Genomic DNA, 15,638 nt, shown 5'->3' with positions numbered 1-15,638 from the left:
AATCAACTCTGACTCTGACATATCAGAAATCTCGCTCGAAGATAATTGACACTCATGTTTTTAGTAACCAGAAATACCATAGCTGCATCAGCTTCTGGTGTTATTATTCCCCCAATACTATCTATACTGTTTCTTCGCCGATGAGCTGAAACTTGAAAGACAAAGAATATGAATAAGAATTCAAGGTATTAGATCACCACCTTACTCCTCGCGAGGCAAGGAGCAAGGTGGTTTTCTGAACTAAATGCACTATTATTTATTATACAACCTTTGTATATTATGAATAATGTAGTAGAACAAACTCACCAAAAATATTCAACTTTATTGAATATAACTAAATCATCATCCATTTTTTATAATCGTTTTATTTTTTAGTATTCTTCTACCTAGTCTTGCTGACTTGGTTTCTATTAATAAATGTATAATATATGCAAATAAAACAGAAACTATAGTGAGAAATAATAACTTCGAAAAGCCATTCATTTTATTTATGTATACAAAAAATCCATTTTCTTTGTTTATTAAATTAAACACCAGCAAATGAGATATATATAATGAATATGATATATCCCCTAAAAAAATAAGCAATTTAACTTTTTTCACCTCACCAATAATCTCATATATCACTGATGATAAAAACAATAAAAAAGTACCAACCCCAACATTAAACAATCCATGACCATAAATAGGCGGAGATACAATCATCACTATGGAAATCATTAGAAAAAATGTATTTAATATATATAACACTCTTGTATTTTTAATATGTAGATTACTCTTTACCTTTAAGGTAATCTCGCAGACCATCATCCCAATCACAAACTCAATCATCATTTGTGAAGATAACAATTTAATTAAAGGTTTTAAATAACCATTATAATCAAAGGCATAATATGCGCTATACATATATGGATTTTCAAAATATAGATTTATAGAAAAATAAATTAATAAAATCAAAATTGAACAATAAAGACCTATATGCTTTTTTGAAAAAAGCATGCTAATAAAAAATAAAAAGTCACCTCATAAGTTAAAGTCCAAGCAGAGTCAATGATAGAATAACTAAAAAAAGGAGCCATGGAGTCATAATTAAGATGAACCAATAAGAATGACTTTATTATACTAACAATATTGTAGTCATTATTTGATGTTAACAAAAATAAAATCAAAACAAAAAAATACAAAGGATAAATCCTGAAAAATCTTTTCATAAAAAATGACATTTTTGAGGTATTTTCTTTTGTCGAAAGTACCATAACAAAGCCACTAATCATAAAAAACAAATCAACACCAAAGTAACCAAAATCAAATAATAGGTCACCCAAATCTTTCTCTGAATATACATTATTAATTGTAAATCTAAAGTGGTAAAATACTACAAATAACGCAGCTATTCCACGTAGATAATGGATAGAAAAAAACATAACAACCTCTTCATTAGGATAAATCACTATTTTATCATGAGATATAACCCAAAGGACATTTATATCTGTATATTAATCAATATGAAATCAAGACCAAAAAATGAACTTCCATGATTATAACTTAAAAGTATTAATTTGATATTCTTATGCTTCTAGACCAATACAACCTACCAAAAATTGCTCACCTTATTGGTACCTTTTCACATTCGCTTAATCGTGATCGATGACTGTAGGGGTGTTATACCAGAAAAATCGAGACAGAAAAATATTTGTTGAATAAAATTTCATCCAACAGATAAAAAAAATTGATAGCAATCGGCGTATCTATATAAAACGACTGATTAAGAAGAGCAATTTTCTATCTACTCTCGATAAAAAATCATGAAGAACTAATTTGACACATATACTGAAAAACATAATTAAATCGTTTTATAAGAATGTTCAGAATTTTTATCGCAGAGAGTCTCACTATTATGATACTCTATTTATTAAAACAGTTAAGTTAATATATATTACAGTAACAATATAACATGAAAATATTACTTATTGGAAATCAATCAAATACAATTATTCTGTTCCGTAAAAATTTTATTAAATTGATGATACAAAAAAAAATAATTGTTCATACCCTAACAATGGACTTTAATAAGGGTAACTTTGAACGTATAAAATCATTAGGAGCACATCCTGAACAATATAAGTTCTCCCGTTCAGGCATAAATCCTATCTCTGATATTATAAATACAATAAGACTTAGTAAAAAAATAAAAGAAATAAATCCAGACATTGTTCTTTGTTTCTTCCCGAAACCAATTATATTTGGTAGCATTGCATCTAAGATAGCACAAGTAACTAAAATTTATTCTCTATTTGAAGGACTTGGGTATACCTTCACCGAAACCAATAATAGAATCAATATAAAAAAGACAATAATAAAAAAATTACAGATTTTACTTTATAAAATATCATTACCTCTATCCAATAAAGTTCTTTTTCTAAATAAAGATGACCAAAATGAAATAATTAGTAACCATAAAGTTTTTGTTAAAACCTCATCTGTCATCGGTGGTATCGGTGTTGATATAAATGAATTTACTTATACCCCGATCTCTTCTACCAGAAAAATACATTTTTCTATGGTTTCCAGACTATTAGTAGAAAAAGGAGTTAGAGAATTTATCGAAGCGGCTAAAATTGTCAAACAAGATTATCCTTTTGTAGAATTTAGCATTGCTGGCTCTGTAGATGATAATCCAGGAGGAATAACATCTACAGAGTTGGAGCTTTGGCAAAGAGAAAATATTGTTACATTCAAAGGACAAATATCAAATATTAAAGATTTTCTAATAGATAGCAGTGTTTTTGTACTACCATCTTACAGAGAGGGGGTTCCTCGAAGCACACAAGAGGCAATGGCGATTGGAAGAGCAATACTTACTACCGATGTTCCTGGATGCAGAGACACTGTTATTGATGGTTACAATGGATTTTTAGTTCCCCCATATAATTCTAAGGCATTAGCCAACAAAATGATTCAATTTTTAAACAATCCTGATTTATTAAACTCTATGGGATTAGCAAGTAGAAAATTAGCAGTCGAGCGTTTCGATGAAAATGTGTTTTGTGAAAGATTATTAGAAATACTGACTTCTAGTTAATCCCTATATATTTGTTTAATCCTAAATTTTATCACCTATTATTGTTAAAAATGCTAAACATCGTCCTATTCGAACCAGAAATCCCGCCTAACACAGGCAATATCATTCGTCTTTGCGCTAACACTGGCTGTCAGCTTCATCTCATTCAACCGTTAGGTTTCACATGGGATGATAAACGTCTGCGGCGCGCTGGGTTGGATTATCATGAGTTCGCCAATATCAAGCAGCACCATGACTATAATGCTTTCTTGGAAAGTGAAGGCCTCAGTTCTGTTAATTCACAATCCCCTTCCGGAGCCCGTCTGTTTGCTTTAACCACAAAAGGCACCCCAGCACACAGTAATGTGAGTTATCGTGATGGTGATTATCTCATGTTTGGCCCGGAAACCCGTGGGTTACCGCCTTATGTATTAGACAACATGCCACCTGAACAGAAAATCAGGATTCCTATGCTGCCGGATAGTCGTAGCATGAATCTTTCTAATTCCGTTTCTGTGGTTGTGTTTGAAGCATGGCGGCAACTGGGTTATCCGGGTGCGTTATTGCGGGATTAATTGATAGGTAACATTCAGCGCCTAATCCGCGCTGAATGTTCTATCTATTGATTATAAGAAGAAAACAGGTTTTCAAATCCCATCCCCATTCTCAAATCCATTGTTGATGCCATTAAAATGCTGGTTCATATCCAGTGATGGTTTGTCACTTTCTGGTTTTCCGACGATCCGTGCTGGTACGCCCGCCACTGTGGTGTGAGGTGGAACGGGTCTCAATACAACCGATCCCGCACCGATTTTTGCGCCACGGCCAATTTCAATATTACCGAGGATTTTAGAACCTGCGCCAATCATTACCCCTTCACGCACTTTCGGGTGACGATCTCCTCCTGCTTTGCCCGTACCACCAAGTGTTACGGATTGCAGAATAGAAACATCATTTTCCACAATCGCTGTTTCACCAATGACGATACCAGTTGCATGGTCAAGCATGATACCGCAACCAATTTTCGCGGCTGGATGGATATCGACACCAAATGAAACTGAGATCTGGTTTTGCAGGTAAATAGCCAACGCTTTGCGATCTTGTTTCCACAACCAATGTGCGATGCGGTAGGCTTGTAGTGCATGGAAGCCTTTAAGGTAAAGTAATGGTGTCGAGTATTTGTCTACAGCCGGGTCTCGCAGTCGAACCGCTTTGATGTCATATGCTGCTGATTCGATCATTTTAGGGTCACTGCGATACGCGCTTTCAACAACTTCCCTGACTTCAATGGGAGGCATAATCGGTGATGCCAGTTTATTTGCCAGCATATAGCTTAAGGCACTACCCAGATTTGCATGTTTGAGTAGTGTCGCGTGGAAAAAACTGGCTAACAGAGGCTCACAATCTGCCAATGCCTTCGCTTCGTTTTTTATATTTTTCCAAACTTCGTTCAGTTCTTCTCGCGACATATCAGTGTTCCCATCTTGCTTAAGATTGAGAGACTTCGCCCTCATCTCTTGTAGCTCTTCCCAATAATGCCCGGGCAGCTTCAATCACGTTTTTATTGCAATACAGTATCTGGTAGATCTGTTCTGCGATTGGCATTTCAACACCAACTCGTTCCGCTAGCGCCCTAACTTCTTTAGTGTTGCGGTATCCTTCAACAACTTGCCCGATTTCACGCTGCGCATCATCAACATTGATACCCTGCCCCAGCATCATACCAAAACGACGGTTGCGGGATTGGTTATCTGTGCACGTCAGAACTAAGTCACCCAATCCGGCCATTCCCATGAAGGTAGAAGGATCAGCACCCAATGCCACTCCCAGACGGCTCATCTCTGCCAATCCTCGGGTAATCAATGCAGTGCGGGCATTCGCTCCGAATCCCATACCATCAGAGATCCCAGCACCAATTGCAATAACATTTTTTATTGCGCCACCCAGCTGTACACCGATGAAATCTGGATTCTTGTACACCCGGAAACTTTTTCCACAATGGAAAAACTGTTGGAGTTCCTCACCAAATTCAGGGGTTGTAGCTGAAACTGCAATCGCTGTTGGTAAGCCTGCTGCAAGCTCTTTTGCGAATGTCGGACCAGAGACTACTGCCAAGGGGATTTCATTACCTAATATCTCACGGGCCACATCTTGTAATAGACGCCCTGTTTCAGCTTCAAGACCCTTGGTAGCCCAAACAATACGACTATCATGTTGTAAATGTGGCTTTATCTGCTGTAAAACATCACCGAAAACGTGGCTGGGAACCACTATCAGAATATTACGGCTGGCTGAAACAGCATTCTTCAGATCCGCTTCAAGCAGTAAACTATCAGGAAAAGAAACATCCGGCAGAAATGTCTGGTTGCAACGCGCTTGTTGCAAGACATGGACATGCTCGGGGTTATGCCCCCAAAGCACAACGTCATGCCCGTTGCGAGCTAGCGTAATAGCTAAAGCGGTGCCGTATGAACCGGCACCGATCACTGTCATAGAAGCAGTATTCATTAGGCTTCCTGCTCAGCCTCGTTTGACTGGGGCTCAGTCTGCTGTTGCAGATAGCTCATGAACAGTGCATCAAAGTTAACTGGTGCCAGATTCAGTTGTGGGAAAGTACCACGGCCTACCAGACTGGTGATGCATTCACGGGCATATGGGAACAGGATGTTCGGGCAGTATGCGCCTAAGCAGTGCGCCAGTTGTGTTCCTTCGATGCCATCAATAGAGAAAATACCCGCCTGCTGAACTTCACACAGAAATGCAGTTTCTTCTTCCAATGTCGCAGTGACAGTGACACGCAGAACGACTTCATAGACTCCCTGAACCAATTCGCTGGAAGCGGTATCCAGATCCAATTTAACTTCTGGCTGCCACTCCTGCTGGAAAATCTGAGGCGCTTTTGGTGCTTCGAAAGAAACATCTTTCGTGTAGACACGTTGGATCTGGAAAGCCATTTCTGGGTTGTTTTGTTCTGACATAATAATGTTTACCTTTTTCAGACGTCCTTATTAAACCTTCATGGATACAAGCATAGTACCTGCACCAGAGTCATTATTTTTTGCCACGGGCCAATGGCAGATTCTCACCCGCCCACCCAGCAATCCCTTCTTTCAGGGAATAAACCTGTTCAAAACCGAAACGAACCAGATTTTCCGCTGGTGTTCTGGATTCCATTCCATTCGCTGAAACAACTATAACAGGCTGTTTTTTATGTTTTTCCAACTCACCCAGATTATTCTCTTTAATCTCAGATGGTGTCAGGTTAACGGAACCAATGATATGCCCTCTGCGGAAATCGTCACGGGAACGTAAATCCACAACGATAGCGTCTTCCTTGTTGATCAAATGGATGGCTTGCGCGCGCGGGATCTCTTTACTCTTGGTGAATAGGTTTTTTGCCGTCATAACGATGACAGCCACCAGCAATGCAATCCAGACAAGACTCAGGATCGTGTTCCGGCTAATAAATTGCATGATTTCTTGCAGCATGGAGGGCAACAACTCCCGTTAGTTAATAACAAATATCTAAGGTAGCAGAGTATACCTATGTGTTGCGTCAATTACAGCCAGTTAGCACTAACGCTATGCACATTTGTGCAGATTTTGCGGAGAGTTTCGAGAAAAAATAAAAAATACACCAACAATCACCTGATTGTAATGCTTCATCAAAATATTTCATGTCACACTGAGCTGAGGCAGGATATTAGGCAATAAATGAACTAAATTAACTAAAACTTATATTAATCATAAAAAACAGACCGTTCTCTAGCCAGGTGAGATTCATCATGAAATAATCGGACGCTATAACGCTATATAGCAGCAAGGTACTCAATAAGATGACTGAAAATAAGGATCTAAAGAGTCGTATAAATCGCCAGAAACAGTATCAATGGCAAAAAGAAATCAGGGTATTCCAGCTCTGTGCCTTGCTGTTCGCCGTTTTCAGTTTCAGTACAAGTACTTTCGCAAATCAAATTTCAGAGAATAAAAACCAGCTCAAAGACATTCAGCAAGTTATTGTTGAAAAAGAGAAAATCGTAAAACAGCAGCAAAAAAAACGCACCGATCTGCTTAATCAATTAAAAGAACAAGAAGGCACTATCTCAGAAGTAGGGCGTTCATTGCATGGTACTCAGACTCGGCTAAATAAGCTGGAAAATGAAGTTTCATCGTTGAATACAAATATCAAGCGATTGCAAACACAACAAAAAGAACAACGCCGATTGCTTGCCGGGCAATTAGATGCCGCATTTCGGCAAGGAAGTCATCAAGGATTAGAATTGTTGCTCAATGGTCAGGAAAATCAGCGTAAAGAACGGGTTCTCGCTTATTACAGTTACTTGAATCAGGCGCGTCAGGAAACGATAACGAAACTGCAAAAAACAACGGCAAAACTTAACCAACAAAAAAAGCTGCAACTGCAAAAACAAAGTGAACAGAAAGAGATACTGACCGACCAAAAACAACAAAAACAACAAATGGAAGTTGCCCGTACCGCACGGCAAAAAACATTAACGGTATTGGAATCTTCATTGAAAAAGGATCAACAAAGTCTGACCGAGCTTCGGCAAAACGAGACAAGCTTAAGGAATAAAATTGCTAAAGCTGAACGTGAAGCTAAAGCCCGTGCCGAACGTGAAGCTCGTGAAGCAGCTCGTGTTCGCGCCCAAGTTGCGGCTAAACAGAAGCAAGCTAAACAAAAAGGCTCCAGTTACAAGCCGACAGAAGATGAACGTGCTCTCATGGCGCGGACCGGAGGTCTTGGACGGCCTGCCGGACAGGCGATTTGGCCAGTACGTGGCCGTGTCATCCATAGTTTTGGCGAGGCAATACAAGGTGAACTACGCTGGAAAGGAATTGTTATCGCCGCAGCGGAAGGCACAGAAGTGAGAGCCATTTCAGATGGGCGTGTATTACTGGCAGACTGGCTGCAAGGTTATGGTTTGGTTGTGGTGGTTGAGCACGGTAAAGGTGATATGAGTATTTACGGTTATAACCAAAGTTCGCTTGTTCGTGTCGGGCAACAAGTCAAAGCTGGTCAGCCGATAGCACTGGTTGGCAGCAGCGGCGGGCAACAACAACCTTCACTGTACTTTGAGATCCGCCGTCAAGGTCGGGCTGTTAACCCATTGCCGTGGTTAGGGAAATAGGATGTTATTTTGGATACCGTTATTCTTCACAACATTGCTGTTTACCCTGAATGTTCAAGCCGCACGTTTAGCCATTGTCATAGATGATGTCGGCTATCGTGTTAATGAAGAAAACAAGATATTACAAATGCCCGTCGCGGTTTCTATCGCAATACTGCCTGACTCACCGCACGGCAGGAAAATGGCGGAAAAGGCCCATCAGCAGGGACGGGAGATTTTGATCCACCTGCCAATGGCACCGCTAAGCAAGCAACCCTTGGAAAAAAATACACTGCATCCCGCCATGAGCGGGGAAGAAATTGGCCGCATTATTCAAGATGCGATACAAAAAGTTCCCTATGCTGTTGGAATGAATAACCATATGGGCAGTGCCATGACATCCAGCCTCAAGGGCATGGAGAAGGTGATGCAAGTATTATCCCAGCATCACCTCTATTTTTTGGATAGTGTGACGATAGGCAATACGCAAGTCAGTAAAGCCGCGCTGGGAACAACGGTTCCGGTGATCCGCCGTAATGTTTTTTTGGATAATGTTCAAACTGAAGCCGAAACACGACATCAACTCAATCGCGCGATTACCCTTGCCCGTAAGAAAGGTTTTGCCATTGCAATCGGGCATCCGCATCCAACAACTGTACGCGCTTTACAACAGACACTCGCGACATTACCCAGTGATATTGAGCTGGTAACTCCGGGTATGTTACTAAGCCCCATTCCGGCACACAAAAACGAAATCCAAAATGTACGACAAACAGAACGCAAGTGCGTAAAGCCTCGCAAATCAGAAGCCACACCTGCAACTCAGTTGGATTATCTCAAGATGTTAGCAAAGACATTGGCTGACAATGCGGTTAATAATGTCATCGTTAATACCTTAAACCAACATATTCAAAGACTCTTGGGTAATAACCAAAAACAAGAAGCGACCAGCATCTCGGGCAAGTCAGCTATAAGTCAAACAACAGAGGATAAAACGGCAGGAGAAACCCAATCACAGAAAAAGGAGAATCAAACAGGTGCCCATAAAAACACAGACACCTGCTCTGATTTTTGAATCGTGAATTAATTCCAATTCAGGATAACTTTACCAGACTGCCCTGAACGCATGGTATCAAAGCCTTTCTGATAATCATCAATTGAGAATTGGTGAGTGATAATCGGAGTCAGATCTAAACCCGATTGGATCAAAGCTGCCATTTTGTACCATGTTTCGAACATTTCACGTCCGTAGATACCTTTGATGAATAACCCTTTGAAAATAACCTGATTCCAATCTATCGCCATATCTGAAGGTGGAATCCCCAGCAAGGCAATGCGTCCGCCATGATTCATGGTATTCAGCAAAGTGCGGAATGCAGGTGGTGCCCCGGACATTTCCAGACCAACATCAAAGCCTTCTGTCATACCCAGCTCAGCCATGACATCGCTCAGGTTTTCTGTGCTGACATTGACAGCACGAGTAACACCCATTTTACGGGCCAACTCAAGGCGATATTCGTTCACATCAGTGATCACAACATGGCGAGCGCCGACATGTTTACACACCGCAGCTGCCATAATTCCGATAGGACCAGCGCCTGATACCAGCACATCTTCCCCGACCAGATCAAAAGACAGTGCGGTATGTACCGCATTACCGAATGGATCAAAAATTGCTGCCAGTTCATCCGGGATATTGTCAGGAATTTTAAAGGCATTAAATGCCGGGATAACCAGATATTCAGCAAATGCGCCCGGGCGGTTCACACCAACACCCGTGGTATTGCGGCATAAATGAGTACGCCCGCCACGGCAGTTACGGCAATGACCGCAGGTAATATGGCCTTCACCGGATACACGGTCCCCGATTTTGAATCCTTTTACTTCCTGACCGATCGCAACAACTTCACCGACATACTCGTGCCCTATCACCATCGGTACGGGAATAGTTTTCTGAGACCAATCATCCCAGTTATAGATGTGAACATCCGTACCGCAGATGGCCGTTTTACGGATTTTAATCATCACATCATTGTGCCCAAGTTCCGGAGCGGGCACATCCGTCATCCAAATCCCTTCTTCTGACTTTAACTTCGACAGTGCTTTCATAGTGATACCTTATGCAATGACGTTCAATTGCTTGCCAATGCGTGTAAATGCGGCCACCACATGTTCAATTTGTTCTTCAGTATGGGCAGCCGATATCTGGGTTCGGATACGCGCCTGACCTTTAGGAACAACCGGATAGAAGAAGCCAATCACATAAATGCCTTCTTTCAGCAGTTCAGCTGCGAATTCTTGCGCCAATTTCGCATCACCCAACATCACTGGGATGATGGCGTGATCAGCGCCTGCTAAAGTGAAGCCCGCTGCGGTCATTTTTGTACGGAACAAATCCGCGTTTTTCCAGAGACGTTCACGCAGATCATCGCCATTTTTCAGCATATCCAACACCTTAATGGATGCCGAGACAATAGCAGGAGCCAGTGAATTGGAGAACAGATAAGGACGCGAACGCTGACGCAGCCACTCTACAACTTCTTTGCGTGCCGCAGTATAACCACCAGATGCACCACCCAGCGCCTTACCGAGTGTACCGGTGATGATGTCAACACGCCCCATGACATCACAATATTCATGTGTGCCACGGCCATTTTTGCCAACAAAGCCAACTGCATGTGAATCATCAACCATGACCAATGCACCGAATTCGTCAGCCAGATCGCAAATGGATTTCAGGTCAGCAATTACGCCGTCCATTGAAAATACCCCATCCGTGGCGATCAGGATATTTTGCGCACCTTCTGCTGTTGCTTTCTCCAACTGAGCTCTTAATTCTTGCATATCGTTATTGGCATAACGGTAACGTTTTGCTTTGCATAAACGGACGCCATCAATGATGGAGGCATGGTTCAAGGCATCAGAAATAATGGCATCTTCTGGCCCAAACAATGTTTCAAACAAACCACCGTTTGCATCAAAGCATGAAGAGTACAGAATGGCATCTTCCATACCCAAAAATTCAGCTATCTTATTTTCTAATTCTTTATGAGAGTCTTGCGTACCACAGATAAAGCGAACAGATGCCATACCAAAACCGTGGCTATCCATCCCTGCTTTTGCCGCCGCGATGAGGTCAGGATGATTGGCCAAACCTAAATAGTTATTGGCACAAAAATTAGTGACTTGATTACCTTCAGCAACAGCAATGTTGGCATTCTGGGCAGACGTAATGATACGTTCATTTTTAAATAGCCCTTCGGAACGAGTTTGTTCCAACTGTTCATTGATTTTCTGGTAAAACGATGCTGACATTTTTCTCTCCTGAGTACCCAATTAAGTGAAAGGCGGGAGGTATTTTACTGATAGATCTTGTCAGTGACGACATAACAGGAAACATAATATCAACTTTGTAAAGCTGATCACGGCTTAGAGCCTGCTATGTGGCAATATTTCAGGATATTCCCCTGTTTAACCTGCTGTCGTCAATAGGGTTAAGTGCTATTATACGCCCCAAAGTAAAGTGAACTGACTATTTAAATGAGGTGGGCCAAATGATTATTGTCACTGGTGGCGCAGGGTTTATTGGCAGCAATATCGTCAAGGCACTGAATGACGAAGGCTATAAGGATATTCTGGTTGTTGATAACCTGAAAGATGGCACGAAATTCGCCAATTTGGTTGATTTGGACATCACCGATTATATAGATAAAGAAGATTTTATTGCCAGTATCGTTGCGGGTGATGATTTAGGTGATATTGACGCCATTTTCCACGAAGGTGCATGCTCATCCACAACGGAATGGGATGGTAAGTATATGATGGACAATAATTATCAGTACTCCAAAGATATACTGCATTATTGCCTTGACCGTCAGATTCCCTTTTTATACGCCTCTTCTGCCGCAACTTACGGTGGTCGCAGTGATAATTTCATTGAAGAACGTCAGTACGAAAAACCGCTTAACGTTTATGGTTACTCCAAGTTCCTTTTTGACCAGTATGTTCGCGATATTCTGCCTCATGCAGATTCCCAAATTTGTGGCTTCCGTTATTTCAATGTTTATGGGCCGCGCGAAGGACATAAAGGCAGCATGGCGAGTGTCGCCTATCATTTAAATAACCAAATCCACCAAGGGCAAAACCCGAAGTTATTCGCGGGTAGCGAGAACTTCCGCCGCGATTTTATTTATGTCGGTGATGTTGCTGCGGTAAATCTGTGGTTCTGGAAAAACAGTGTTTCCGGTATTTTTAACTGTGGCACAGGCCGTGCAGAATCTTTCCAGGCTGTTGCTGATGCTGTAACCGGATTCCATAAAGAAAAATCGCCTGTTGTGGAATACATTGAATTTCCGGAAAAATTAAAAGGTCGCTATCAGAGTTTTACTCAGGCAGACCTGACAAAACTCCGTGCTGCTGGTTATGAACAGTCGTTCAAAACGGTAGCCGAAGGTGTTGCTGAATATATGCAATGGCTCAATCAGGATAATTAATCGACCTCTATGAAGATATTGGTGATCGGCCCATCATGGGTGGGTGACATGATGATGTCACAAAGCCTCTACCGTACTTTGAAAGCTTTGTACCCTAATGCAGAAATTGATGTGATGGCGCCAGCATGGTGCCGTCCATTATTGGCAAAAATGCCGGAAGTGAATCAAGCGCTGGCCATGCCGCTTGGTCATGGTGCTTTTGCTTTGGGTGAGCGCCGTCGCCTCGGGTTCGCATTGCGTGAAAATAAATACGACCGCACCTACGTACTGCCCAACTCATTCAAATCTGCACTGATCCCTTTTTTCGCCAATATCCCACTGCGTACGGGCTGGCGCGGTGAAATGCGCTACGGCCTGCTGAATGACATCCGTGTTTTGAATAAGAGTGCATTTCCACTCATGGTTCAACGCTATGTAGCTCTCGCGTATGATGCAAAAAAAATGCGTAGTGCCGACGACCTTCCCCAACCTCTGTTATGGCCGCAATTAACCGTCAATGATGAAGATATTGCGGAATCAACTGCCGCTTTTAATATCGCCGATCATCGTCCTATTATTGGCTTCTGTCCGGGGGCTGAATTCGGCCCGGCTAAACGCTGGCCACATTACCACTATGCTGCATTGGCAGAAGAGTTAATCACTGAAAAAGGCTATCAAATTTTGCTGTTTGGCTCTGCCAAAGATCATGAAGCGGGTGAAGATATCCGCACACTTTTAAGCAACGATGCCCGCGCAGAGTGCCTTAATCTGGCAGGAAAAACCTCACTTGAACAAGCAGTCAACATCATTGCGGCTTGTGATGCCATAGTCACGAACGATTCCGGCTTAATGCACGTCGCGGCAGCATTAAATCGTCCGTTAGTTGCATTATATGGCCCAAGTAGCCCAGATTTTACTCCACCGTTATCAAACAAGGCCGAAGTCATTCGCCTGATTACGGGTTACCATAAAATCAGAAAAGGTGATAGTGACGGTGGTTATCATCAAAGTTTGATTGATATTCAACCTGAGAGGGTTGTCGCTTCATTAGAAAAACTGCTACAGGCGGAGAACCAGCATTAATGCGCGTTTTACTGGTAAAAACGTCTTCGATGGGGGATGTGTTGCATACTCTGCCGGCACTGACAGATGCCAAACAGCATTTTCCTGATATTCAATTTGATTGGGTGGTAGAAGAGGGATTTGCTCAAATTCCGGCTTGGCACAGCGCTGTCGAAAATGTTATTCCTGTCGCTATTCGCCGCTGGCGGAAAAATTGGTTCAGAAAAGATATTCGTGCAGAGCGGGCACAGTTCCGACAACAACTGCAACAGCACCAATATAATGCCATTATTGATGCCCAAGGCCTGTTAAAAAGCGCTTTTTTAGTGACTCGCCTGGCTCATGGCCCAAAACATGGTTACGACAAAAAAAGTATCCGCGAGCCCCTCGCCAGCTTTTTTTACGATCATCGTCACGCCATTAGCAAGCAACAACATGCAGTTGAACGTATTCGTGCCTTGTTTGCTGACAGTTTGGGCTATAAAAAACCATCAGAACAAGGTGATTATGCCATCGCCCGCCATTTTCTGAACCAACCGACGGAAAAACAAAGTAATTATCTGGTTTTCCTGCATGCAACAACCCGCGACGAAAAACACTGGCCTGAAAATCATTGGCGGCAACTTATCGCAGAAATCGAACCAACCGGAATGCGTATCAAGCTGCCTTGGGGTGCGGAACATGAGCATCAACGGGCATTAAGGCTGGCAGAAGGGTTTACTCATGTTGATGTACTGCCAAAACTGACACTTGCTGAAGTCGCTCAAGTGCTTGCTGGCGCAAAAGCAGTGGTGTCTGTTGATACGGGACTCAGTCATCTTACCGCAGCACTTGATCGACCCAATATCACGCTATTTGGCCCGACAGATCCGGGATTGATTGGCGGGTATGGCAAAGAGCAGCACTCCCTGAAATCGGTGGATAATACGATGCAAAGTATTATGCCATCGGAAGTTAGGCTGCTCTTGCAAGATATGTTAAAAAAGCACCTTTCCTAGTGGTAATGTTTCACACCAACGATTTTTATATTCAAAAGTAGGATTACCCAAGGAGTAACGCATAGTTTTGTCTCCCTGCTGACACAGTGCTTTTGCTTCTTGGATATTTACCCACATCAAGACACTGCCAACACTCAGGTGAGCATACTCAGGATCATAGCCACCATTAATGGCGTCAAAGGAAATCCATTTAGGACTATCCGCCCGCATGACAAAATCGTACGCACATGGAATGCCATTAATAAGCAAAACATAGCCAAATATATGCTCACGAAGCTCTGTATATATTTCGAGCAGAGACTGCCTTTGCTCAGGTGAATGACTGCAGTTCCAACGTTTTTGATATAAATCGATATAAATACTGACTAATTCTTCTGCACTGAATTCACTCGAAGATCGGATTTCGCCTCCTGCTCGCTTGAATCGGTTTATCTCATTGCTGCGGTTACGGCGAGTTTTGTAGGAAAAATTGTCTTTTATCAGGCAAACTTGACGCTTACTGAAAAGAGGCTTATAAGTGGCATTGATAAAATTATTTTCATGAATAGGTGACAATCTTTTTGATTTCACAGGCAAAATAAATCTCTCGCCTGCTAAGATCGGAAAGATAATTTCATCACTGGGTAAGGGATATTTGTCTTGTATTTTCTCTACTACTTTCTGGTTGTTAACGCAAAAAAAGGCCCCTTCGAGCAAAGTTCCTCTTCTTTTTATATAAAAAGAGAAGCTGCTTCCTTCAGTATGTTTATCCAAAAAAGAAATAATATTAGGATGTGTCAATACACATCCTCCTAAAAGAGCGTGTACTTCTGTATACTGTTCGAGATTACATTCTTTCCATCCTGAAAAAAACGATTTTAATTTCGTCACAATCAATCCCATAAAATCAATTTACCTTAATATTTAAATATACTTA

At 41.7% G+C, this 15,638-nt stretch carries 14 protein-coding genes and 1 pseudogene; 7 read left to right on the top strand and 8 right to left on the bottom strand.

Annotated features, from left to right (window positions below):
• Positions 1-342: 342 nt before the first annotated feature.
• Positions 343-1,424: pseudogene (locus tag FE394_RS06515) on the bottom strand (acyltransferase family protein).
• 530 nt (positions 1,425-1,954) lie between these two features.
• Here FE394_RS06515 and FE394_RS06510 point away from each other — a divergent pair.
• Together FE394_RS06510 and trmL are read left to right on the top strand one after the other, a co-directional pair.
• Positions 1,955-3,082: a glycosyltransferase family 4 protein gene (locus FE394_RS06510; protein WP_319925588.1), complete on the top strand. Its 1,128-nt coding sequence runs from the start codon at positions 1,955-1,957 to the stop codon at positions 3,080-3,082.
• 50 nt (positions 3,083-3,132) lie between these two features.
• Entirely contained in the window at positions 3,133-3,636 is a 504-nt protein-coding gene (gene trmL / locus FE394_RS06505) for a tRNA (uridine(34)/cytosine(34)/5-carboxymethylaminomethyluridine(34)-2'-O)-methyltransferase TrmL (RefSeq protein WP_038239915.1), read from the top strand.
• A 72-nt stretch (positions 3,637-3,708) separates the two neighbouring features.
• Here the strand turns inward: trmL and cysE are convergent, their stop codons facing one another.
• The 4 genes from cysE to FE394_RS06485 form a co-directional block, all read right to left on the bottom strand.
• The gene (cysE, locus tag FE394_RS06500; RefSeq protein WP_319925587.1) at positions 3,709-4,530 is read right to left on the bottom strand and encodes a serine O-acetyltransferase; all 822 of its coding nucleotides are present in this window, start codon (positions 4,528-4,530) and stop codon (positions 3,709-3,711) included.
• A gap of 19 nt (positions 4,531-4,549) precedes the next feature.
• Positions 4,550-5,569, bottom strand: a complete 1,020-nt coding sequence (gene gpsA / locus FE394_RS06495) for an NAD(P)H-dependent glycerol-3-phosphate dehydrogenase (RefSeq protein WP_319925586.1) — start codon at positions 5,567-5,569, stop codon at positions 4,550-4,552.
• A complete protein-coding gene (gene secB / locus FE394_RS06490) occupies positions 5,569-6,039 on the bottom strand; it encodes a protein-export chaperone SecB (RefSeq protein ID WP_319925585.1) in 471 nt (156 codons plus the stop codon). Before secB ends, gpsA begins: the two co-directional genes overlap by 1 nt.
• Positions 6,040-6,112: 73 nt before the next feature.
• Entirely contained in the window at positions 6,113-6,550 is a 438-nt protein-coding gene (locus FE394_RS06485; RefSeq protein WP_319925584.1) for a rhodanese-like domain-containing protein, read from the bottom strand.
• A gap of 347 nt (positions 6,551-6,897) precedes the next feature.
• Here FE394_RS06485 and envC point away from each other — a divergent pair, with 347 nt between their 5' ends.
• Both envC and FE394_RS06475 read left to right on the top strand, forming a co-directional pair.
• Positions 6,898-8,211: a murein hydrolase activator EnvC gene (envC, locus tag FE394_RS06480; protein ID WP_319925583.1), complete on the top strand. Its 1,314-nt coding sequence runs from the start codon at positions 6,898-6,900 to the stop codon at positions 8,209-8,211.
• A 1-nt stretch (position 8,212) separates the two neighbouring features.
• Positions 8,213-9,265: a divergent polysaccharide deacetylase family protein gene (locus tag FE394_RS06475; protein ID WP_319925582.1), complete on the top strand. Its 1,053-nt coding sequence runs from the start codon at positions 8,213-8,215 to the stop codon at positions 9,263-9,265.
• Between the two features lie 8 nt (positions 9,266-9,273).
• Here FE394_RS06475 and tdh read toward each other — a convergent pair whose 3' ends face one another.
• Both tdh and kbl read right to left on the bottom strand, forming a co-directional pair.
• Complete coding sequence (gene tdh, locus FE394_RS06470; RefSeq protein WP_319925581.1) at positions 9,274-10,299, bottom strand: L-threonine 3-dehydrogenase; 1,026 nt, start codon at positions 10,297-10,299, stop codon at positions 9,274-9,276.
• Positions 10,300-10,308: 9 nt separating this feature from the next.
• On the bottom strand, positions 10,309-11,505 hold the full coding sequence (gene kbl / locus FE394_RS06465; protein WP_319925580.1) for a glycine C-acetyltransferase: 1,197 nt from the start codon (positions 11,503-11,505) through the stop codon (positions 10,309-10,311).
• A 239-nt stretch (positions 11,506-11,744) separates the two neighbouring features.
• On the opposite strand from kbl, the gene rfaD reads away from it, so the two are divergent.
• The 3 genes from rfaD to rfaC are packed head-to-tail and all read left to right on the top strand — an operon-like array spanning position 11,745 to position 14,722.
• The gene (gene rfaD / locus FE394_RS06460) at positions 11,745-12,683 is read left to right on the top strand and encodes an ADP-glyceromanno-heptose 6-epimerase (protein WP_319925579.1); all 939 of its coding nucleotides are present in this window, start codon (positions 11,745-11,747) and stop codon (positions 12,681-12,683) included.
• A gap of 9 nt (positions 12,684-12,692) precedes the next feature.
• Positions 12,693-13,745 (top strand): ADP-heptose--LPS heptosyltransferase RfaF, encoded by a 1,053-nt coding sequence (gene rfaF, locus FE394_RS06455; protein ID WP_319925578.1) that lies wholly within the window; start codon positions 12,693-12,695, stop codon positions 13,743-13,745.
• A complete protein-coding gene (gene rfaC / locus FE394_RS06450; RefSeq protein WP_319925577.1) occupies positions 13,745-14,722 on the top strand; it encodes a lipopolysaccharide heptosyltransferase RfaC in 978 nt (325 codons plus the stop codon). The genes rfaF and rfaC overlap by 1 nt, the downstream gene beginning before the upstream one ends.
• Here the strand turns inward: rfaC and FE394_RS06445 are convergent.
• On the bottom strand, positions 14,702-15,604 hold the full coding sequence (locus FE394_RS06445; protein WP_319925576.1) for a GNAT family N-acetyltransferase: 903 nt from the start codon (positions 15,602-15,604) through the stop codon (positions 14,702-14,704). The two genes, rfaC and FE394_RS06445, sit on opposite strands and share 21 nt — an antisense overlap.
• Positions 15,605-15,638: the final 34 nt, after the last annotated feature.

The organism is Xenorhabdus littoralis (assembly GCF_033949345.1).
In the GTDB taxonomy this organism is placed as follows: domain Bacteria; phylum Pseudomonadota; class Gammaproteobacteria; order Enterobacterales; family Enterobacteriaceae; genus Xenorhabdus; species Xenorhabdus littoralis.
Note: the sequence above shows the minus strand (reverse complement) of the source record. Positions and strands in the feature narration are given on the sequence as shown.